General features: G+C 51.4%; 20 protein-coding genes and 1 rRNA gene. All 21 read left to right on the forward strand.

What is annotated here, in order from left to right; translation table 11 throughout:
- Positions 1–98 precede the first annotated feature (98 nt).
- Positions 99–848: a vWA domain-containing protein gene (locus tag ACE41H_RS19915; RefSeq protein ID WP_375357306.1), complete on the forward strand. Its 750-nt coding sequence runs from the start codon at positions 99–101 to the stop codon at positions 846–848.
- Positions 832–1,776: a serine/threonine protein kinase gene (locus tag ACE41H_RS19920; protein WP_375357307.1), complete on the forward strand. Its 945-nt coding sequence runs from the start codon at positions 832–834 to the stop codon at positions 1,774–1,776. Before ACE41H_RS19915 ends, ACE41H_RS19920 begins: the two co-directional genes overlap by 17 nt.
- 44 nt (positions 1,777–1,820) lie before the next feature.
- Positions 1,821–3,287, forward strand: coding sequence for a tRNA lysidine(34) synthetase TilS (gene tilS / locus ACE41H_RS19925; RefSeq protein ID WP_375357308.1), 1,467 nt, complete (start codon positions 1,821–1,823; stop codon positions 3,285–3,287).
- A 44-nt stretch (positions 3,288–3,331) separates the two neighbouring features.
- On the forward strand, positions 3,332–3,871 hold the full coding sequence (hpt, locus tag ACE41H_RS19930; protein WP_375357309.1) for a hypoxanthine phosphoribosyltransferase: 540 nt from the start codon (positions 3,332–3,334) through the stop codon (positions 3,869–3,871).
- Between the two features lie 97 nt (positions 3,872–3,968).
- The gene (gene ftsH / locus ACE41H_RS19935) at positions 3,969–6,002 is read left to right on the forward strand and encodes an ATP-dependent zinc metalloprotease FtsH (protein WP_375357310.1); all 2,034 of its coding nucleotides are present in this window, start codon (positions 3,969–3,971) and stop codon (positions 6,000–6,002) included.
- A 170-nt stretch (positions 6,003–6,172) separates the two neighbouring features.
- The gene (locus ACE41H_RS19940) at positions 6,173–6,940 is read left to right on the forward strand and encodes a type III pantothenate kinase (protein ID WP_375357311.1); all 768 of its coding nucleotides are present in this window, start codon (positions 6,173–6,175) and stop codon (positions 6,938–6,940) included.
- 148 nt (positions 6,941–7,088) lie between these two features.
- Positions 7,089–7,973 carry an Hsp33 family molecular chaperone HslO gene (gene hslO / locus ACE41H_RS19945; RefSeq protein WP_375357312.1) on the forward strand — a complete coding sequence of 295 codons (885 nt, stop codon included), beginning with the start codon at positions 7,089–7,091 and terminating at the stop codon, positions 7,971–7,973.
- Positions 7,974–8,034: 61 nt separating this feature from the next.
- Positions 8,035–8,961 carry a peptidylprolyl isomerase gene (locus ACE41H_RS19950; RefSeq protein WP_375357313.1) on the forward strand — a complete coding sequence of 309 codons (927 nt, stop codon included), beginning with the start codon at positions 8,035–8,037 and terminating at the stop codon, positions 8,959–8,961.
- Positions 8,962–9,122: 161 nt separating this feature from the next.
- Entirely contained in the window at positions 9,123–10,061 is a 939-nt protein-coding gene (cysK, locus tag ACE41H_RS19955) for a cysteine synthase A (protein ID WP_375357314.1), read from the forward strand.
- Between the two features lie 120 nt (positions 10,062–10,181).
- Positions 10,182–11,759 (forward strand): anthranilate synthase component I family protein, encoded by a 1,578-nt coding sequence (locus ACE41H_RS19960; RefSeq protein WP_375357315.1) that lies wholly within the window; start codon positions 10,182–10,184, stop codon positions 11,757–11,759.
- Complete coding sequence (pabA, locus tag ACE41H_RS19965) at positions 11,756–12,331, forward strand: aminodeoxychorismate/anthranilate synthase component II (RefSeq protein WP_375357316.1); 576 nt, start codon at positions 11,756–11,758, stop codon at positions 12,329–12,331. The genes ACE41H_RS19960 and pabA overlap by 4 nt, the downstream gene beginning before the upstream one ends.
- A complete protein-coding gene (locus tag ACE41H_RS19970) occupies positions 12,332–13,219 on the forward strand; it encodes an aminotransferase class IV (RefSeq protein ID WP_375357317.1) in 888 nt (295 codons plus the stop codon).
- A complete protein-coding gene (gene folP / locus ACE41H_RS19975; protein ID WP_375357318.1) occupies positions 13,216–14,073 on the forward strand; it encodes a dihydropteroate synthase in 858 nt (285 codons plus the stop codon). The genes ACE41H_RS19970 and folP overlap by 4 nt, the downstream gene beginning before the upstream one ends.
- Before the next feature lie 73 nt (positions 14,074–14,146).
- Positions 14,147–14,509, forward strand: a complete 363-nt coding sequence (gene folB, locus ACE41H_RS19980) for a dihydroneopterin aldolase (RefSeq protein WP_375357319.1) — start codon at positions 14,147–14,149, stop codon at positions 14,507–14,509.
- 11 nt (positions 14,510–14,520) lie between these two features.
- Positions 14,521–15,069, forward strand: coding sequence for a 2-amino-4-hydroxy-6-hydroxymethyldihydropteridine diphosphokinase (folK, locus tag ACE41H_RS19985; protein WP_375357320.1), 549 nt, complete (start codon positions 14,521–14,523; stop codon positions 15,067–15,069).
- A 5-nt stretch (positions 15,070–15,074) separates the two neighbouring features.
- Positions 15,075–15,251, forward strand: coding sequence for a helix-turn-helix domain-containing protein (locus tag ACE41H_RS19990; RefSeq protein WP_375357328.1), 177 nt, complete (start codon positions 15,075–15,077; stop codon positions 15,249–15,251).
- Between the two features lie 3 nt (positions 15,252–15,254).
- Complete coding sequence (dusB, locus tag ACE41H_RS19995) at positions 15,255–16,247, forward strand: tRNA dihydrouridine synthase DusB (protein WP_375357321.1); 993 nt, start codon at positions 15,255–15,257, stop codon at positions 16,245–16,247.
- Between the two features lie 221 nt (positions 16,248–16,468).
- Complete coding sequence (greA, locus tag ACE41H_RS20000; protein WP_355325948.1) at positions 16,469–16,945, forward strand: transcription elongation factor GreA; 477 nt, start codon at positions 16,469–16,471, stop codon at positions 16,943–16,945.
- A 106-nt stretch (positions 16,946–17,051) separates the two neighbouring features.
- On the forward strand, positions 17,052–18,581 hold the full coding sequence (lysS, locus tag ACE41H_RS20005) for a lysine--tRNA ligase (RefSeq protein WP_375357322.1): 1,530 nt from the start codon (positions 17,052–17,054) through the stop codon (positions 18,579–18,581).
- Positions 18,582–18,669: 88 nt separating this feature from the next.
- Positions 18,670–20,007, forward strand: coding sequence for a TrkH family potassium uptake protein (locus ACE41H_RS20010; RefSeq protein ID WP_375357323.1), 1,338 nt, complete (start codon positions 18,670–18,672; stop codon positions 20,005–20,007).
- Between the two features lie 433 nt (positions 20,008–20,440).
- Positions 20,441–20,504, forward strand: a 16S ribosomal RNA gene (locus tag ACE41H_RS20015); the annotation flags it as partial.

The raw sequence follows: 20,504 nt of genomic DNA on the forward strand, positions 1-20,504 counted from the left end.
TGACGCATAAATAAAGAAATTCCCGTTTGAGATCGATTCAACCAGGCAATGATAGAGTCATAGAGGAAGAATCGAGTTCAAACGGGAGGCTGATCTGTATGAAACAGATGCTAATCATCACTGACGGATGTTCCAATGTCGGTCCGAGTCCGGTGACAGCGGCGGCTCAAGCCCTTCAGCAAGGCATTACGGTTAATGTGGCCGGTGTTATTGACTACGGTACGATCGGTGAATGGGGGAGCCGGGAGATTGAGGACATCGCCAAGGCAGGGGGCGGCTTCAGCCGCATTGTCGGTACACGCCAGCTTGCTCACACGATGCAGATGATGACACGGAAAACCGTGGTTCAGACCATTCAGCATGCGGTAAACAAAGAGTTAAAGAACATTCTTGGCAATGGAGGCGCGGGGACCATCGAGGAGCTGCCTCCTGATGACCGGGCGCGGGTGGTGGAAGTGGTTGATGAGCTGACGGAGACGAGTGAGCTGGACGTAGCGCTTGTCATTGATGCCAGTGCAAGCATGAAACCGAAGCTGCCTGCGGTTGAGGAGGCGATTCGGGATTTGATGCTCAGCCTGCAGGCCAGAACGGGACCTAGCCGTATCGCGGTTTTTCACTTTCCGGGCTCTCCGTATGGAGATGGCGCAGTTTGTGATGTGGAGTGGACGGACGATTTAGGGAAAATAAAATCCCTGTTCGGGCGCCTTCCGATGAGAGGGGCTACGCCAACAGGGCCTGCGATTTTGGAAGTGATTGATTATTTCCGATATGTTACACTAGAAAAAGAACAAAGATTGGCAGAAACTTACGGCAAAGGAGAAAGGATATCCGGTGACTACGTCGTCTGATCCTGGTCTGGCACCCGGCACAGTCATCTTGGGCAAATGGAAGCGGGGAAGCTATGTGATTCAGCGGATGCTGGGACGCGGAGCAAACGGAACCGTATACCTGGTAAGGGATGCCAGACAAGGCCGCCAGTATGCGCTTAAGCTGGGGAAAGATGCGCTTGATCTTCAGTCCGAAATCAATGTGCTGACTACACTGCAAAACCAGGGGAAGCAGGCTGCTCTTCAAACCAACGGAGTACCGTCCTATCTTTACGAGGTTGACGATTTCATATTGAAGGACAGGGATGTTCCTTTTTATGTAATGAAATATGTCAAAGGGGAGCCGTTGCATCTTTTCATCGCGCGACATGGCGCACAGTGGTATGGCGTGGCCGGCCTCGGCGTTCTGAACCGGCTGGCAGAGCTTCATGAGAGCGGCTGGGTGTTCGGGGATTTGAAGCCTCAGAATATCATGGTGGCTTCCTTCGCTGAAACCGAGCTGATTGATTACGGGGGAGTTACCAGAACAGGCAACAGTGTAAAGCAGTTTACGGAGTGGTACGACCGCGGGTACTGGAATGCGGGAGGCCGCAGCGCCGATCCGCAGTACGATCTTTTCTCCTTTGCCCTGCTTACGCTTCATATCCTTGAAGGGGATGCATTGAAGGCTGCGGCCGCCAAGCTGCCGCAGCTGCGCAGTATTTCGGAGCTGACGGGCATCATTGCCCGCAGCCGCGCCTTGCGGCCCTACGCGGGTTGGCTGAGCTCAGCCCTGCGCGGTGAGCATAAGAATACCAGGCGGGCTGCGCTGGCCTGGTCGCAGCTGGCCGGAGCCGGAGCCGGAGGACAGAAGGCGGCAGGGCGTAAAAATAAGCCGCACTGGCTTGGCTTCGCATTCGCAGCTTCTCTGGTGTTACTTGCTGGAGCAATCTGGATGGCGCTGCGCTGACAGCGCTGAATACATAACCGATTGGCAGAAATGAGGATTTAGGAATGGAAGGACGATCGTGGCATAGCATCATTGAACATGTGCTGAATACCTCAGCAGAGCATATGATGTGGGCTCCTGGGGACAGCATTGTAGTCGCAGTTTCCGGCGGTCCGGATTCTGTGGCTCTTTTGCATGCCATGGAGGAAATCTCGCGGCTGCATATGCCGCTGCGCCTGATTTGCGCGCATGTCCATCATGGCTTCAGACCGGAGGAATCCGATAGGGAGGCGGAACTGGTCCGGGACTTGGCGGACGGGCTGAACATCCCGTTCGAATTGGCGCAGGTGGATGTTCCCCGGTATATGAGGGACACCGGCAAAGGGCCGCAGGAGGCGGCACGTGAGCTGAGATACCGTTTTTTGCACGAGATCGCGGTGCGCTACGGGGCGAACAGTATTGCTCTTGCACATCATGCGGATGACCAGGCGGAAACTGTCATCCTGCATCTGTTGCGGGGAAGCGGGCCGGGGGGGCTGTCCGGAATGCGTTTTGTACGCCGCGAAAAAAAGGTGCAACTCATCCGGCCAATGCTTCGTATGTACAAGACGGATTTGATCCGGGCCTGTGAGGAGAAGCGATTCCCCTATGTCATCGACAGCAGCAACGAGCAGCGAAAATACAGGCGCAATGCCATTCGTTTGGATGTGCTGCCTTTTTTGGGGCAATATAATGAGCAGTTGGTGCCTTCCCTGAACCGTCTGGCTGAAATCATGAGTGCCGAGGACGAACATATGGATACTGAAGCTTACCGGGCCTATGAAGCGCTTGTTCACAAAGAGGGAGGCCGTTCAGCGATTAAGGTGCCCGCATTCCGGGATTTAACCGTCGCTTTACAACGGAGGTTGATTAAACTAATATTAAACTACCTGCCTTCGGACAGTGAAAATGTGGATTTTCACAAAATTGAAGCGGTGAGGCAAGGGATGATCCAAAATCATCCGACGACATGGAGCCTTGATTTGGGTGGCACGACCGTAGCGGCAAGGGAATATGATACGGCGAGTTTTTTTACCCGTGACAGGAAGCAGATCATGGCAGCTTTGGCTGTATTTCATCATGAAATCCATGGTTCTCAGGACAGCGGCTTTATCCGGCTTCCCGAGGCCAGAGGTGTGATTTCCTGGGTAAGGCTTACAGATTCGTCTGAATTCCGCATTCCCGCAGGTCCTTACGAGGCCATGCTGGATGAAGCATCTCTGACCTTTCCGCTGACTATACGAACGCGCACACCGGGGGACACGATGCAATTGATGGGATTAAACGGCAGGAAAAAGGTGAAAGATATTTTTATCGACGACAAGATACCTCCTTCCCTGCGGCCGTTTATTCCTTTGGTATGTGACGGTTCCGGACCTGTATTGTGGATTCCGGGTGTCCGGCGCTCGTCTCATGCCGCCGTGCAAGCAAATACATCTTCGGTTATTTATATGTCTTGGCAACCCGAAGGTGGGACGGTGACCGGTGATTGAGCGGTTGCGGATTTCATAAGTATACATTTAGGAGGTTCACTCAGTTGCACAATGATATTCAGGAAATTTTAATCAGCGAGGAAGAAATACAAAATAAAATCAGGGAGCTGGGCGCCGAGCTCAGCAAACGGTATGAGGGCAGGAACCCTCTGGTCATTTGCGTGCTTAAAGGCGCGTTTATATTTATGGCTGATTTGGTTAAAACCATTACTGTCCCCCTTGAACTTGATTTTATGGCTGTTTCCAGCTACGGGGATTCGACCAAATCATCAGGCGTCGTCAAGATCATCAAGGACCTGGATCAATCCGTTGAAGGACGCGATGTCCTGATTGTTGAAGACATTATCGACAGCGGGCTGACACTCAGCCACTTGATCGAGCTGCTGAAGAACCGCAATGCCAGTTCGGTGACGGTGGTCACATTGTTTGATAAACCGGCCCGCCGCACAGTCAATTTGGAGGCTGACTTTACCGGCTTCACCCTTCCGGATGCGTTTGTGGTCGGCTACGGGCTGGACTACAGCGAGCGTTACCGCAACCTGCCCTTTATTGGAATTTTGAAGCCGGAGATCTATACCAACTAACCCGGCCTGAGGTCCTAGGACCGGCAGGGGAGTGTTTGTTGAGAAGCCCTGACAGGCTATGGTAAAATAACTTGAGCGTCTTGAGAGGAGGTAGGGGATGAATCGGTTCATCCGGAATTCTGGTTTTTATTTGATTCTTTTTTTAGTCGTGGTGGGCATCGTACATTTTGTCAGCAATGGTAACGAAGCTGCCGATCTCCCTAGATATGATGAACTGCGGCAAGAAATAAAAGACAACAACGTCAAAAGTGTCACAGTTCAATTTGACGGTAATGCCTATCTCGTAACCGGTACGTATAAACAAAAGCCGGCTGATGCTACTTCCGAGAACTTTTCGGTGTATATTCCTCCTACCGAAGCGGCGGTCAACGAACTTATTGGTTTGAGTGATCAAAACGACTTTAGTTTTGTGATGAAGCCGATGGAAGGACAGAGTATCTGGCTGACCTTTTTGACATCTATCATTCCGCTTATCATTATGTTCCTTCTCTTCTTTTTCCTGTTTAACCAGGCCCAGGGCGGCGGCGGCAAGGTCATGAATTTCGGCAAGAGCCGTGCCCGTCTGTACAACGAAGAGAAGAAAAAGATAACGTTCGAGGATGTTGCCGGAGCAGACGAAGAGAAGCAGGAACTTGTCGAAGTGGTGGAGTTTCTGAAGGATCCGCGCAAATTCGCAGCGGTGGGCGCACGTATTCCGAAAGGTGTCCTGCTTGTAGGCCCACCGGGTACCGGTAAAACGCTCCTTGCCAGAGCTGTTGCCGGCGAAGCGGGCGTGCCGTTCTTCAGTATTTCAGGCTCTGACTTTGTTGAGATGTTTGTCGGTGTCGGTGCTTCACGTGTGCGTGACCTGTTTGAGAACGCCAAGAAGAACGCGCCTTGTATCATATTCATTGACGAGATTGACGCTGTCGGACGCCAGCGGGGCGCAGGCCTTGGCGGCGGCCATGATGAACGCGAACAGACGTTGAACCAGTTGCTTGTGGAAATGGATGGATTCGGAGCGAACGAGGGCATCATCATCGTTGCTGCGACCAACCGCCCTGACATCCTGGACCCTGCCCTGCTGCGTCCGGGACGTTTTGACCGTCAAATTACCGTCGACCGTCCGGATGTTAAAGGACGCGAAGCGGTACTGAAGGTTCATGCGCGCAACAAGCCGCTGACCAAGGACGTCAAGCTGGACGTCATTGCGAAGCGAACTACAGGCTTTACAGGAGCAGATTTGGAGAATCTGCTTAACGAGGCCGCGCTGCTTGCAGCACGCCGCAACCGCAAGGATATCTCCATGATCGAAGTGGATGAAGCCATTGACCGTGTTATCGTCGGTACCGAAAAACGCAGCCGTGTCATCAGCGATCGCGAGAAGCGGATTGTCGCATACCACGAAGCGGGCCACACCATTGTCGGTTATTTCCTTGAGCATGCGGATATGGTGCATAAAGTGACGATTATTCCGCGCGGACGTGCAGGCGGATATGTGATCATGCTTCCGAAGGAAGACCGCATGCTGACTACGAAGCAGGAGTTGCTGGATAAGGTTACCGGCCTCCTTGGTGGTCGTGTATCGGAAGAACTGTTCATCGGTGAAATCGGAACAGGCGCCTACAGCGACTTCCAGCAGGCAACCGGCATTGTCCGCAGCATGATTGTGGAATACGGTATGAGTGAGAAGCTTGGTCCGATGCAGTTCGGTACATCCCAAGGCCAGGTATTCCTGGGCCGCGATATCGGCCATGAACAGAACTACAGTGATCAGATCGCTTACCAGATCGATCAGGAAATGAACCGTTTCATTACGGAATCTTATGAACGCGCCAAAGAATTGCTGACCAAGCATTCCAAAGAGGTTCATTTGATTGCCCAAACCTTGCTTGAGCAAGAAACATTGGAGCTGGATCAAATCAAGCAGCTGATTGAAACGGGTTCCCTGGACGGAAATGGAGGCGAGGGTGGAAAGCCTGAAAGCGGGCAGCCAACCATCGACAGCATCGGAGATGTCCGCATACGAATTCAAGGCCAGGATGAGAAGGCAGGCGGAAATGCGAACGGCATTCCGAATGATCTGCCTAACCGTCAAAATCCTGACAATCAAGGTAATTCGGGCGGCGGAACACCACCAACCAACGCATAAACCAGGCTCTCTGGGTGCAGAGGAGTCCCAAAAGGTCCATTGACCTGGGACTCCTTTTTTGCGGTTTATGAACGCACTGAAGAAATTGACAGACTGCGTAACGTTGTGTACATTTGAAGGATGTTTAGGTTTACTGTTGTTAGAACGGGAAGAAAGAAGGGTGATCCCTATTGATTCTTGTAGTTGATGTAGGAAATACCAATATCGTACTAGGTGTATACCGCGGCCGCGAGCTGCTTCAACATTACCGGATCAGTACGTCCAGACAGGCAACGGAGGACGAGTATGGTGTGCTGATCTATAATTTGTTTCACATGAAAGGCATCTCCGTCAATCAGATCGAAGGAGTTATTATTTCTTCCGTCGTGCCTCCCCTGGTAAGGGTGCTGGAGCAAATGTGTGCAAAATACATTGGGAAAAAACCGATTCTGGTGGGTCCCGGCATTAAGACAGGCTTGAATCTTAAGTATGAAAATCCGCGCGAGGTAGGCGCTGACCGGATTGTAAACGCCGTGGCGGCGGTGGATCAATTTAAGGGACCGCTGGTGGTTGTTGATTTCGGTACGGCCACAACCTTTGATTGCATTGATGGCCAGAGCAATTATCTGGGCGGTGTCATTGTGCCCGGGATCGGGATTTCTACCGAGGCGCTGTATCAGCGGGCCTCCAAGTTGCCGCGTATTGAGCTGGAGAAGCCGAAGAAGGTGATCGGCCGCAATACCGTACATGCGATGCAGGCCGGGATTATTTTCGGTTATGCCGGGCAGGTGGACGGAATTGTAGAGCGGATCAGACAGGAGATGGGGGGTGGGCTGAAGGTCATCGCGACCGGCGGGCTGGCAGAACTGATCGCCGGGGAAACGAAGTCCATACAGGAGGTTTGTCCGCTGCTGACCCTGGAAGGACTGCGAATTATCTACGAACGGAATCAGGATTAGTGTGCATGAAGGAAAGTTTGCTGCCGCTCAAACCTGCCGGCCTGTGCCCGGTTTGGATTGGCGGCGTTTTTCGTCTATAATTGGAAAAAGAATAACAATACGTAAAAGCCGGAATGGCTTTTCACATAAAAAGGAGCTGTAACACATAATGGAGAAACTACAGGACCGGTTGATCCGGGGAACGGCGATGGAAGGCCGAGTCAGAGCTTTTGCCATCCGCACGACAGAACTTGTGGAAGAGCTGCGCCGCAGACACGACACCTACCCTACAACGACTGCCGCGCTGGGCCGGACGGTTACGGCGGCTGCCATGATGGGAGCCATGCTGAAAGGTGAAGAGAAGCTGACAGTGCAGGTCAAAGGCGATGGCCCCATCGGTCAGATCGTGGCAGATGCGAATGCCAAAGGGGAGGTCCGCGGATACGTGGCAGAACCTCATGTACATCTGCCCAGCAACAGTGTGGGCAAGCTGGACGTAGCAGGCGCTGTAGGTACAAGTGGCTTCATCCACATCACAAAGGATTTGGGGCTGAAGGAGCCTTATAGGGGCAGCATTCCTATCATTTCGGGCGAGCTGGGGGAAGATTTCACCTATTATTTTGCAAAATCGGAACAAACGCCGTCTGCCGTAGGTTTGGGCGTCCTGGTTGATACCGACAATTCCGTGATTGTTGCGGGCGGATTTATCATTCAACTGCTGCCAGGGCTGAACGATGATGAGATTACGGCGATTGAGAACGCTGTAGGCGCTCTTCCGCCGGTAACCTCTTTGCTCGACCAGGGCTTGGATCTGGAAGAAATGCTGCGCTGGATGCTGCCTGATGTTCAGATTATGGACAGCATGGATATTCGTTTTCAGTGCCAGTGCTCTGAAGAGCGGGTAGAGAAGACGCTGATCAGCCTGGGACAGCATGAACTTGAACAACTGATTGCTGAAGATGGACAGGCAGAGGTCGTTTGCCATTTTTGCAATGAGGCTTACCGTTTCGATAAAGATCATTTGCAGCGGCTTTTGGATCAAGTTAAAGCGTAAAGAAGTACAATAACTCGGGGAAGAGTGAGCGATTGGGATGACAAGACAGGAGAAGGGATTATTGGCGGCTGTCGTTGTCTTGACCATCAGCGTTCTGGTGTTGGGCGGTTTAATAGGTTACAAAGGACTGCAGCCCGACCGGGATAACGGCGAGACTGATGCGGATCTCAAGGATGAGGGGTCGCATGCTGCTGCCATCATCGGTGACGACACGATATCTGAACAGGAATGGGCAGAAGAGTTAAAAAAGAGATATGGGAAAAATATGCTTCTGGAATTGCTAAACCGCAAAGCGATCGCTCTGGAAGCCAAATCGCAAGGCATTCGGGTTACACAGAAAGAAATTCAGGAAAGATTGGAAAAGCAGATGAAAGGATACGTGTCGGAAGAAGCCTATTATGAAGAAATGCAAAACCAGTTCGGCCTTTCCCGGGACGATTTAACCCTTGAAGCGATGTACAGGATCAGTCTGGAGAAGATTGCGACTCTGGGAATTCATATTGATGAACGGCAGGTGGATAGCTATATCCGGGAACATCCGGATGAATACAGCTCTCGCAAGCAAATGGATCTGGCCTGGATCACGGTGGACAAGCAGGATGAGGCGGAAGAAATATTGGACCGTCTTGATAAAGGCGAGGATTTCGCGAAGCTCGCGCGTTCTTACTCTACAGATCAATTCTCCAGGGATAACGGCGGCTCTTTGGGCTGGACAGACGAAGATGATCCCTTTCTCCCTGTGACCGTCATGGAAACAGCCAGAAGCTTAAATGCCGGCGAAAGCGCCGGGCCGCTGCAGGTGCCTGATGGATATGCCATCGTGTATGTCCAGGATCTACGAACAGAGGACTCCGAACCTCCGCAGGAAATCCGTCAGGAGGTCCGGCAGGAGCTCGCTTTGCAGCAGGCGGGGCCGCTTGAGGAGCTGGAAAAGAACCTCCGTTCAAAGTATGGCGCACGGATCACGGCTGATTTCCCGTCTTCTTGATGAACGCAAGCTGTGCCGGTCTCATCCCGGTCAGCAGTATGTTTTTTCAAGAAGCATGGTTGACAAATCCGGGTGGGATTGATATGATTACTAGTAAAACCTACCTTTTTACTCGGAAATCAGAAGTGAAAATATAGCCATCTGCCAAGGAGGTACTTAGTATGCCTAAAGTCGTCAATAACGTTACAGAACTTATCGGAGGAACACCGCTTGTCCGTCTGAACCGCATCGTGCCGGAAGACAGTGCGGAAATCTATGTAAAACTGGAATATCAGAATCCTGGATCCAGTGTAAAGGACCGCATCGCTCTCAGCATGGTTGATGAAGCGGAGAAGGAAGGTCTTCTTAAACCGGGCGGAACGATTATTGAGGCAACCAGCGGCAATACGGGCATCGGTCTGGCGATGGTAGCGGCAGCCAGAGGTTACAAAGCCATTATTGTTATGCCTGAAACGATGAGCCTGGAGCGCCGCAATCTGCTGCGTGCTTACGGAGCGGAGCTTGTGCTGACACCAGGGTCTGAAGGCATGAACGGTGCGGTTAAGAAAGCGGAGGAGATTCTGAAGGAGAACCCGGATTACTTCGCCGCAGAGCAGTTCAAGAATAAAGCGAACGTCAAGATTCATCGGGAAACTACAGGCCCTGAGATCGTGGAAGCCATTCAATCCATCGGCGGAACGCTGGATGCCTTTGTAGCAGGTATCGGTACAGGCGGTACGATCAGCGGTGCCGGGGAAGTATTGAAGCAGGAATTTCCTAATGTTAAAATTGTAGCGGTTGAGCCGGCAGCTTCCCCGATTCTGGCGGGCGGCAAACCGGGCCCTCATAAAATCCAGGGTATCGGAGCGAACTTTATCCCTGAAATTTTAAATCAGGATATCTATAATGAAATCATTCATGTCGAGAATGAGGAGGCCTTTGAAACGGCCCGCAAGCTTGCCAAGGAAGAAGGCATTCTGTCCGGCATCTCCTCGGGAGCAGCTATTTTCGCAGGCTTGAAGTTGGCTAAACAATTGGGCAAAGGCAAGCGTGTTGTTGTCATTGTTCCAAGTAACGGCGAACGTTATCTCAGCACTCCTCTATACAATTTTGAAGCATAATCAGCAAATGCTAATGAAATCCCTCACTCCTGCAGGGCAGGGGCGGGGGATTTTTTTAGATATTCAAAAGCGGGACATACCATATTACAAGAAGCAATGCAGAATAGGGGATTTATCTGAATGACAAAAAAGATGACCATACCTATCACCGACTGGCAGGCATGGCAGCAGGAAGGCTGGACCATGCTGCCGTTGATTATGGAAACCGATTGGCAGGAAGGGCTACCTGCGGAATGGATGAAGGCGTGGCAGGCGGCTTCTTCCTATTCTTTTGTGCTGGAGAGCGGGAAAGAGGGGCGTTATACCTATTTAGGGTTGAGACCTGCGGCGGTTCTGACCGGCAAGGACGAGGAAGCGAAGTGGATTGAGTTGGACGACGGAAAGGAAGGCAGGCTGACAGGCCAGCCTCTGCATGTCCTGGGGACATGGACGTCCCCCTTCAAAACGCCCCGTCTGGAGCGTCTTCCGTTTTTCCATGGCGGTTTCGCGGGCTTTCTCGCCTATGACGTAGCCCGTTCCCTGGAGCGTCTCCCTGTATCGGCCGCTGATGATACCGGCTTACCGGATTATGTGTGGATGCGGATGGATGAGGTATGGATCTATGATCACCAGGAGCGGAAGCTTTACTGTGCCGTTCATATCCAGGTTCCGCCCGCCGCACAGGAAGCCCGGCTGCCGGAGCTGTATCATGAAGCGGAGCAACGAACGGAACGGATGTTGGACTTATGGAAGGAGCTGTTCAGGAGCGAGAGCGGGAAGCTGCGCAGAGATACCCGTCTTCTGCGGATTAGCGAAGACACGGACGCCGGCGGCCATGGCAGGCTGGAGGATTGGGAAGCGGCCTTTCCGCAGGACAAATTCGAACAGGCGGTACAACACATTCGGGAGTATATCGGTCAGGGCGATGTGTTTCAGGTGAATCTGTCGCTCCGCCAGCAGCGCAGGCTGACAGCCGCGCCTGAAGACATCTATGAGTGGTTGCGTCTGTTGAATCCGTCTCCTTATATGGGAATGCTGCGGACCCCCGAGTTCACCTTGGCCAGCGGCTCGCCCGAGCTGCTTGTAAAGCTGGACGGAGGCAGGGTAGCTGCCAGACCGATTGCGGGAACAAGGCGGCGCGGGCGAACGGCTGCCGAGGATGCGGCGATGGCAGAAGAGCTGTTGAGCAGCGAGAAGGAGCGGGCCGAGCATATTATGCTTGTGGATCTGGAGCGCAATGATATCGGGCGGATCGCCGAGTATGGCACTGTTCACGTTCCCGAGCTGATGACCATCGAATACTATTCGCATGTTATGCATCTCGTTTCACAGGTGGAAGGCCGGCTGGCCAAGGGACGAAATGCTCTCGATGTCGTTGCGGCCATGTTCCCCGGCGGAACGATTACAGGAGCTCCCAAGGTCCGCACGATGGAAATTATCGAGGAGTTGGAGCCGGTCCGCCGTGGCCCCTATACCGGATCGATCGGGTGGATTGACTATAACGGCGATATGGAATTAAATATTATTATTAGAACGCTCGCCGTCAAGGACGGCATGTCATATATACAAGCCGGCGCCGGCATTGTCATCGATTCTGATCCATACCGGGAGTACAGGGAATCGCGCAATAAAGCCAAAGCTGTCATGAAGGCTGTGCAGTACAGTGAAGAAGAATCCGCTTTAAGCAAGCGACATGAACAGGGAGATGACGGAACATGATATTGGTGATCGACAATTATGATTCCTTTACGTATAACCTGGTGCAGTATCTGGGTGAACTGGGCGAGGAAGTTACCGTCAAGCGCAATGATGAAATTGATCTGCAGGGAATTGAGGATATGGCTCCGGATCATATCTTGCTCTCCCCGGGGCCATGTACGCCCAATGAGGCAGGAATTACGCTGGATGTCATCTCGCATTTTAAGGGCAAAATCCCGATCTTCGGTGTTTGTCTTGGACATCAGGCCGTCGGACAGGCATTCGGCGGCAATGTCATCCGGGCGGAACGGCTGATGCATGGCAAGACATCACCGATTTTGCATAAAGGCAGTTCGGTCTTCGAAGGGCTTCCGTCTCCGTTTACCGCCACCCGCTACCATTCACTTCTGGTGGAGAGAAGCAGTCTTCCGGATTGCCTGGAGATCACTGCCGAAACGGCGGAAGGCGAAATTATGGGCTTGCGGCATAAAAAATTTGATGTGGAAGGCGTGCAGTTCCATCCGGAGTCTATCATTACAGATCACGGCCATCAAATTCTGCGCAATTTCTTGAAGCGCAAAGTGGGCGCCTGAATGAAATATATCGGAATGAACGGCGTTTTGACCGAAGCCGCCGCTGCCGTGGTTCACGTAAGTGATCACGGCTTTTTGTACGGCATGGGCCTGTTCGAGACCTTTCGTACGTACAACGGTCTGCCATTTCTGCTCGACCGGCATTTGCGCAGAATGTCCGAGGGCTGCAGAATGCTTGGCATTTCATTTGAAGCCGATGAAAAAGAACTGGCAGATCTGATCAGCCGCCTAATGAAAGCCAACGGGTTAGTGGATGCCTATATAAGGTATACGGTTTCGGCGGGAGAAGAGGCGTTTGGCCTGCCCGCCGGAGGCTATAGCCGCCCGAATCACGTTCTGTTTGCCCGGGCATTACCGCCGCTTTCGCCGGACCCATGTAAGCGCAGCAAAGCGCTGTACCTGCTTCATACCCGCCGCAGCACTCCGGAGAGCGGAGTGCGCTTGAAATCACTGCATTATATGAACAATATTATGGCCAAACGTGAGCTGGCCGGATATGAGGGAGCTCCTCCCCTTCCGGCGGAGGGTCTGATGCTGACGGCTGATGGTTTTTTATGCGAAGGTATTGTAAGCAACGTCTTTTTTGTCAAGGATGGAGTATTGCATACACCGGAGCTGTCGACAGGAGCACTGGGCGGCATCACCCGCGAATTCGTTCTTGAACTGGCGCGCAGCAGTGGAATACATGCCTTGGAGGGATTGTACGTCTGGAATGATCTCTTAGAAGCGGATGAAGTATTTTTGACAGGCTCGGTTCAGGAGATCACACCTGTGACGAGGCTGGTTGAACCGTACGGGGAGGTCCGGCATGTCGGAAGCGGGGAATATGGTCCGGTTACAGGTCGTCTTCTCAAGACCTATCATCAGAAAGCAGGGGTTAAAGTATGAATCCAATGATCTACAAGCGCAACTACGTGTGTGGGGATATTCCGCTCTCCTTGGGTGACTCGACGCTAATTATGGGCATTCTCAATGTAACGCCAGACTCTTTTTCCGACGGAGGGCGGCACAATACGGTAGAACAGGCGGTTCGGCATGCCCTGCAACTGATGGAGGACGGAGCTGATCTGGTCGATATTGGAGGGGAATCGACCCGCCCGGGGCATGAACCGGTCAGTCTGGATGAGGAGCTGTCGCGCGTGATCCCCGTCGTGGAGGCACTGCGCCGTGAGGCGCCGCATATTCCGCTGTCCATTGATACCTACAAGGCGGAAGTGGCCCGCCGATCGCTCGAAGCAGGGGCCCATATCATTAATGATGTATGGGGCTTCAAGGCTGATCCCGATATGGCGGGAGTGGCGGCTGCCTATGGTTGTCCGGTCATTTTGATGCACAACCGCACCAACCGTGATTACACGGATTTAATGGCAGACATACAGTCCGATCTGCTGGAGAGCGTTCGAATCGCTGAAGAAGCCGGCGTAAGGCCGGAACAGATCATGTTGGATCCGGGCATCGGCTTTGCCAAAGATTTTAATGAGAATCTGCAGACAATGGCCTCTCTGCACAAGCTGGCCGGACTGGGGTACCCACTGCTGCTGGGGACATCCCGCAAAAAATTTATCCGTACCGTACTGGATCTCCCGGTTGATGACGTTGTAGAAGGAACAGCCGCTACGGTTGCCTTCGGCATTGCCCAGGGCTGCCAGATCGTCCGGGTACATGATGTCCGTCTGATCCGGCGCACGGTACAAATGTGTGATGCCATGCTGTATGCATCTCCCGACCTGCAGAGAAGATAGACATAGAAAAATATGTATGAATAAAAGATCAGTCGTGCAAAATAATCGAACCTTTAAAAGGCGGAGGCGTGTTATGGATAAAATCATACTCCAAGGCATGGAATATTACGGGTATCACGGGGTGTTCCCCGAAGAGCGCAAACTGGGCCAGCGGTTTTATATCGATTTGGAGTTAAACCTGGATTTGCGGGAAGCCGGTGAACACGACAATTTGGACAAAACTGTGAACTATGCGGAAGTGCATGAGCTGGTCAAGGGAATCGTGGAAAAGCAATCGTTCCAATTAATTGAAGCTTTAGGAGAGCATATTGCATCTTCCCTACTGGACACTTATACTAGTGTCAATGCACTGACAGTTAAAGTCACGAAGCCGCATCCGCCTTTTGATATTCACTTCAAGGGTGTCACTGTGGAGCTCCATCGGACAAGAAAGTGAAGGTGGACGATATGAACGCTCATACGACCTCTGAGCCATCAGAGGCTTATATTGCTTTAGGGGCTAATTTGGGAGACCGGGAGCAAACCCTGCTCGATGCGATTGGGCGTCTGGATGCTCATCCGGATATTCAGGTACAGCGCTGCTCTGATCTCTATGAAACGGAACCGGTGGGATATGTGGATCAGCCTTCTTTTATAAATATGGCTATTGCTGTAAGAACCACATTAAGCCCGCTGGAACTGCTTCGTTACATGCTGTTTATTGAGCAGGAGCTTGGCCGTGTACGGAGTGTACGCTGGGGTCCCCGGACGATTGACCTGGATTTGCTGTTTATGGAGGGGGTTACGCTTCAGACCTCTGAGCTGGTGTTGCCCCATCCCAGAATGGAGGAGCGGGCTTTTGTCCTGATCCCTTTAGCTGATATTTTGATGGAAAACGATCTGTCTGGTTTCACAGATATCGTACAGTCAGCGATGAGAAAACTGGATGGAAAGGACGGCATACAGCGTTGGAAAACTTGCAGCTGGCGCACCGCCTTCGCGCCTTCCGGAAACTGAAGGGCTTGACCCAGCAGGAGCTGGCCCACAAGACAGGCATTTCCCTCGCAGTGCTGGGATCCATAGAGCGAGGCAACCGGGTGGCCGGTCAAGATACATTATACACAATTGCACAAGCTCTGGGAGTGACCACTCAAGAGCTTCAACCTCAAACGGATCATGTAAAAAGGAGTGAATATTGAATCATGCTGAAAATCGGCGATATTGAAATGAAAAACCAGGTTGTGCTTGCGCCGATGGCCGGTGTATGCAACCCGGCTTTCCGCCTGATTGCCAAGGAATTCGGAACCGGTCTTGTCTGCGCTGAAATGGTCAGCGACAAGGCCATCGTTCATGGCAATAAGCGCACTCGTGAGATGCTGTTCGTGGATGAGCGGGAAAAGCCGCTCAGCCTGCAAATTTTCGGCGGTGACCGGGAATCGCTTGTGGAAGCTGCCAAAGTGGTCGATCAGGAGACCAATGCCGATATTATCGATATTAATATGGGCTGCCCTGTTCCCAAAGTCACCAAATGTGATGCTGGCGCACGCTGGCTTCTGGAGCCGAATAAAATTTACGAAATGGTGTCTGCTGTAGTGGATGCCGTAAATAAACCGGTCACCGTCAAAATGCGGATCGGCTGGGATAGCGAGCATATTTATGTGGTTGAAAACGCCAAAGCGGTGGAGCGTGCGGGCGGCAAGGCTGTCAGCGTTCATGGGCGCACCCGTGAGCAGCTTTATACTGGTCATGCGGATTGGAGCTACATCAAGCAGGTGAAGGAATCGGTTTCCATTCCGGTCATTGGTAACGGCGATGTCGTTACACCAGAGGATGCCCGCCGCATGCTGGACGAAACCGGATGCGACGGTGTTATGATCGGGCGGGGCGCCCTCGGCAATCCGTGGATGCTGTATCGCACCATTCAGTACCTGGAGACCGGTGAACTGCTGCCAGACCCTGCAGCGGAAGAGAAAATCCGCGTGGCTATCCTGCATATGGACCGTCTCGTTGCACTGAAGGGCGAAGCGGTGGCAGTACGGGAAATGCGCAAGCATCTGGCCTGGTACCTCAAGGGGCTAAAGGGCTCGGCGCGTGTTAAAGACATGGTGATGGAAGAGACAAGGCGTGATGAAATGGTGAAAATTCTGGAAAATTTCGTTGCAGAGCTCGACAACCCGGCGATCCTTGTATCCTGATTGTGTAATCGGATAGAGCAAACATCTGGGTTTAATTGACTTTTCCATATGCTTGCCATATAATCGTTCAGTATAAAATTCTGATTGCGCTGCTTTGATGCACGTGGATCACCCAATCAACAGAGGGGATGTTCTCATTCTTCCAGATCGGCATATAGTGTGTAAACAGCGTGCATGCTCGTGCACATTTAACTTTTTCCATGACAGGAGAATCGGTTGAGATGAGCGATAAAGAAGTCATTCTGACACAGGAAGGTCTCAAGAAGCTCGAAGATGAACTTGAGAATTTGAAATCGGTTAAGCGCCGCGAAGTCGCGGAGCGGATCAAAATAGCCATCGGATACGGCGACATCAGCGAGAACTCCGAGTATGAAGATGCCAAGAATGAGCAGGCGTTTATCGAAGGCCGTATTATTACGTTGGAGAAAATGCTGCGCAACGCACGCATTATTAACAGCGATGAGATTGACACGGATACCGTAGGAGTCGGTGCAATCGTTACGGTTGAAGATCTGGAGTTCGGGGATATCGTGGAATATACGATTGTCGGCACCGCCGAATCCAATCCGCTTCAAAATAAAATTTCCAATGAAAGCCCCGTCGGTAAAGCGATTTTGGGCAAGAAAAAAGGAACCATCGTTGACGTAAATGTGCCTGCAGGCGTCATCCAATATAAAATCGTGGATATCAAGAAATAAGGCAACTGACTTTAGTTAACAAAAAAAGCTTCCTTAGGGAAGCTTTTTTCTCTAGGATATATAGCGGATAGCTCCGCTACTTAGAAGAAGGAGATGAAAGCTTACAATGTCGGATGAAAACATGAACCAGGAACCGCAGGAAAGCCGCGAGGAATTAAGTGAGCTTCTGCAGATTCGCCGTGCCAAATTGGACGAGCTGCGGGCGCTCGGGATTGACCCGTTTGGCCGCAAATATATCAGAACAGGTGAAGCGGGCGAGCTTCTGAATAAGTATGATGCTTTGACCAAGGAAGAGCTTGAGGAAAAGAATATCGAAGTCAGCATTGCCGGCCGCATTATGGCTAAACGGGGTATGGGGAAAGCCAGCTTCGCCCATATTCAGGATCTGAGCGGACGCATTCAAATTTATGTTCGCCAGGATACCGTTGCCGAGGAAAAATATAAAGCGTTCACCATTCTGGATCTGGGTGACATTGTTGGAGTTAAAGGAGTTCTCTTTAAAACCAAAACCGGTGAAACCACCGTGAAGGTGCTGGATCTGGAGGTTCTCTCCAAGTCCCTGTACCCTTTGCCTGAGAAGTACCATGGTTTGAAGGATGTCGAGCTGCGCTACCGTCAGCGTTATGTGGATTTGATCATGAATCCGGAGGTGCAGAAGACGTTTATCACCCGTTCGCGGATTATTCAGTCCATGCGCCGTTATCTGGATTCTCTCGGATACTTGGAGGTAGAAACGCCGACATTACATGCGATCGCAGGCGGGGCCGCGGCCAAGCCGTTTATTACCCACCACAATGCGCTGGACATGCAGTTGTATATGCGTATTGCCATTGAGCTGCACCTCAAACGTTTGATCGTAGGCGGTTTGGAGAAAGTATATGAAATCGGCCGGGTATATCGGAACGAAGGGATTTCCACCCGTCATAATCCGGAATTCACCATGATTGAGCTTTATGAGGCCTATGCCGACTATAAGGATATTATGGAGCTGACTGAAAATCTGATCGCTCACATTGCGAAAGAAGTGCTTGGATCGCATAAAATCATGTATCAGGGCAAGGAAGTTGATCTGACTCCACAATGGCGCCGGGTATCGATGGTTGACGCAGTGAAGGAAGTGACAGGTGTTGATTTCAGTGTGCAAATGACGAACGAAGAGGCGCATCGGCTGGCTAAGGAACATAAAGTCGGGGGTGTGGAGCCGCATATGACCTTCGGTCATATCCTGAACGCCTTCTTCGAGCAATTTGTAGAGGAAACGCTGATTCAACCGACCTTTGTGACAGGGCATCCGGTAGAAATTTCACCGCTCGCGAAAAAGAATGAGCAGGACCCGCGGTTTACGGACCGCTTTGAGCTGTTTATTGTAGCCCGTGAGCATGCCAATGCCTTTACGGAGCTGAATGATCCGATTGACCAGCGGCAGCGGTTTGAGGCTCAACTGCTTGAAAGAGAGCATGGCAACGACGAAGCGCATGAGATGGATGACGATTTCATCCGTGCTTTGGAATACGGAATGCCGCCAACGGGCGGATTGGGAATCGGCGTGGATCGTCTGGTTATGCTACTGACGGATGCGGCGTCGATTCGGGATGTCCTGTTGTTCCCGCATATGCGCAACCGTACCACGGAATAATCGGCAGCACTATATTAAAGTAAAAGAGGAACAGCCGGAAATCCGCGTTGCTCCTCTTTGTCTATGCTGCGATGGAGAGATGAATGACATGAAAATCAGCGTGAAAATGACAAAGATGGCATCTCCCCCTCTAATCCTGGTGACGGGCCTGCTGGCCATTATTGCAGTTGGCACCCTGCTGTTGATGCTGCCGGCGGCATCCCACGGCGAATATTCCCTGCATTGGATTGATGCTCTGTTCACCGCTACCTCGGCCGCATGTGTCACCGGGCTGGTGGCGGTTGATGTAAATACGACATTTAGCGTTTTTGGTGAAGTGATCATCATGATCCTGATGCAGCTTGGCGGGCTGGGGTTCATGACCATGGCGACCTTGTTTGCGCTGGTGCTTGGGCGGAAGCTGTCTCTTAAGGACAGATTGCTTCTCAAAGAGGCCATTAATGCGGACAGTATGGAAGGCATTGTGCGCATTATTCGTAAAGTGATGATTTTCTCCTTCACGATTGAGGGGATTGCAACCGTGATTCTTGCTTTGCGCTGGATGGCGGATATGCCTGCGGGACAAGCCTTTTATTATGGATTGTTTCACGCGGTGTCGCTATTTAACAATGGGGGCTTTGACCTCTTTGGTAATAGCTTTGTCCAGTATAGAGGGGATTGGCTGTTTAACCTGATTGCTTCTGTTCTGGTTATTTCGGGTGGATTGGGCTTTATCGTGTTGAGCGAGCTGTTTGATTATCGCCGCAGACGAAAATTGTCGCTTCATTCCAAGCTGGTGCTGTCGGTTTCGGGTGGATTGATTGTCATCGGTACTCTCGTAATTTTCGTGTTTGAGTTTACGAACATGCGCACACTCGGTCCTTTGAATTGGGAGGAGAAATTGTACGCGTCTCTATTTCAGTCGGTATCGACGCGTTCTTCAGGCACGAGTACAGTGGATATTACAGGTCTAAGACAAGCGACGCAGTTTTTCATGATGCTGCTGATGTTTATTGGCGCTTCTCCAGGCTCAACGGGCGGAGGAATTAAAACGACCACATTCATCATCATGATGGGGGCTATCATCGCGATGGTGCGCGGAAGAAACGACATCGTCTTTTTTAAATATTGTGTACCCAAAGTAATGCTGATGAAGGCCTTGACGATTATTATCATTTCTCTGTTGATTTTCATTATTGTGGTCATGCTGCTCTTGACGACGGAGGACGCCCAGTTTCTTTCATTGGCCTTTGAGGCGTCGTCTGCGATCGGGACGGTAGGTTTGTCGGTAGGAGTCACTCCGCAACTGACGGACATTGGAAAGCTAATCATATGCGCCACGATGTTCATTGGCCGGATTGGACCGCTAACGATAGCGTACGCGCTCAGACCGAAGTCGGATAAACAGCTGTACCGTCATCCGGAGGGGCATATTATTATCGGCTAAATTGAAGGCGTCCGAGTGCTCGGGCGTCTTTTTTTAAAAAAAGGGTTGCATACTCTAGTGTAATATGATAGATTATAAGTCCGGCCAAGAAAACTTGAGAGTCTGTGACTCGAAAAACTTTAAAAAAAGTTCTTGCTTACTTGGTTGGTGTGTGATATGATATAAAAGTTGCTGACGCGATGGGCTGAAGCGACAAACAAAGTTTGATCTTTGAAAACTGAACAACGAGTGAGTAGGTTTTACATTGTAAAACCGATCCGCGAGGCCATTTGGTTCGTGTTTATGACAGAATAAATGGTGGAGCGAAAATGAGATATTAATCTCGTCAGATTCAAATGAGCTTAATCGCTTTTGCAATAATGCTCACCAGATTTGATTCACTCAGCCGAGTGGAACCCAAATCCGGTGAGGTCGATGTTGCTTCGTAACATCTTTATTGGAGAGTTTGATCCTGGCTCAGGACGAACGCTGGCGGCGTGCCTAATACATGCAAGTCG

The organism is Paenibacillus enshidis (assembly GCF_042136365.1).
In the GTDB taxonomy this organism is placed as follows: Bacteria; Bacillota; Bacilli; order Paenibacillales; family Paenibacillaceae; genus Paenibacillus; species Paenibacillus enshidis.

What these genes read in the sequence shown, in the direction of transcription:
- ACE41H_RS19915 (WP_375357306.1), top strand. Translation starts at nt 99, where the DNA reads ATGAAACAGATGCTAATCATCACTGACGGATGTTCCAATGTCGGTCCG.
- tilS (WP_375357308.1), top strand. Translation starts at nt 1,821, where the DNA reads ATGGAAGGACGATCGTGGCATAGCATCATTGAACATGTGCTGAATACC.
- ftsH (WP_375357310.1), top strand. Translation starts at nt 3,969, where the DNA reads ATGAATCGGTTCATCCGGAATTCTGGTTTTTATTTGATTCTTTTTTTA.
- hslO (WP_375357312.1), top strand. Translation starts at nt 7,089, where the DNA reads ATGGAGAAACTACAGGACCGGTTGATCCGGGGAACGGCGATGGAAGGC.
- cysK (WP_375357314.1), top strand. Translation starts at nt 9,123, where the DNA reads ATGCCTAAAGTCGTCAATAACGTTACAGAACTTATCGGAGGAACACCG.
- ACE41H_RS19960 (WP_375357315.1), top strand. Translation starts at nt 10,182, where the DNA reads ATGACAAAAAAGATGACCATACCTATCACCGACTGGCAGGCATGGCAG.
- pabA (WP_375357316.1), top strand. Translation starts at nt 11,756, where the DNA reads ATGATATTGGTGATCGACAATTATGATTCCTTTACGTATAACCTGGTG.
- ACE41H_RS19970 (WP_375357317.1), top strand. Translation starts at nt 12,332, where the DNA reads ATGAAATATATCGGAATGAACGGCGTTTTGACCGAAGCCGCCGCTGCC.
- folP (WP_375357318.1), top strand. Translation starts at nt 13,216, where the DNA reads ATGAATCCAATGATCTACAAGCGCAACTACGTGTGTGGGGATATTCCG.
- folB (WP_375357319.1), top strand. Translation starts at nt 14,147, where the DNA reads ATGGATAAAATCATACTCCAAGGCATGGAATATTACGGGTATCACGGG.
- folK (WP_375357320.1), top strand. Translation starts at nt 14,521, where the DNA reads ATGAACGCTCATACGACCTCTGAGCCATCAGAGGCTTATATTGCTTTA.
- dusB (WP_375357321.1), top strand. Translation starts at nt 15,255, where the DNA reads ATGCTGAAAATCGGCGATATTGAAATGAAAAACCAGGTTGTGCTTGCG.
- greA (WP_355325948.1), top strand. Translation starts at nt 16,469, where the DNA reads ATGAGCGATAAAGAAGTCATTCTGACACAGGAAGGTCTCAAGAAGCTC.
- lysS (WP_375357322.1), top strand. Translation starts at nt 17,052, where the DNA reads ATGTCGGATGAAAACATGAACCAGGAACCGCAGGAAAGCCGCGAGGAA.
- ACE41H_RS20010 (WP_375357323.1), top strand. Translation starts at nt 18,670, where the DNA reads ATGAAAATCAGCGTGAAAATGACAAAGATGGCATCTCCCCCTCTAATC.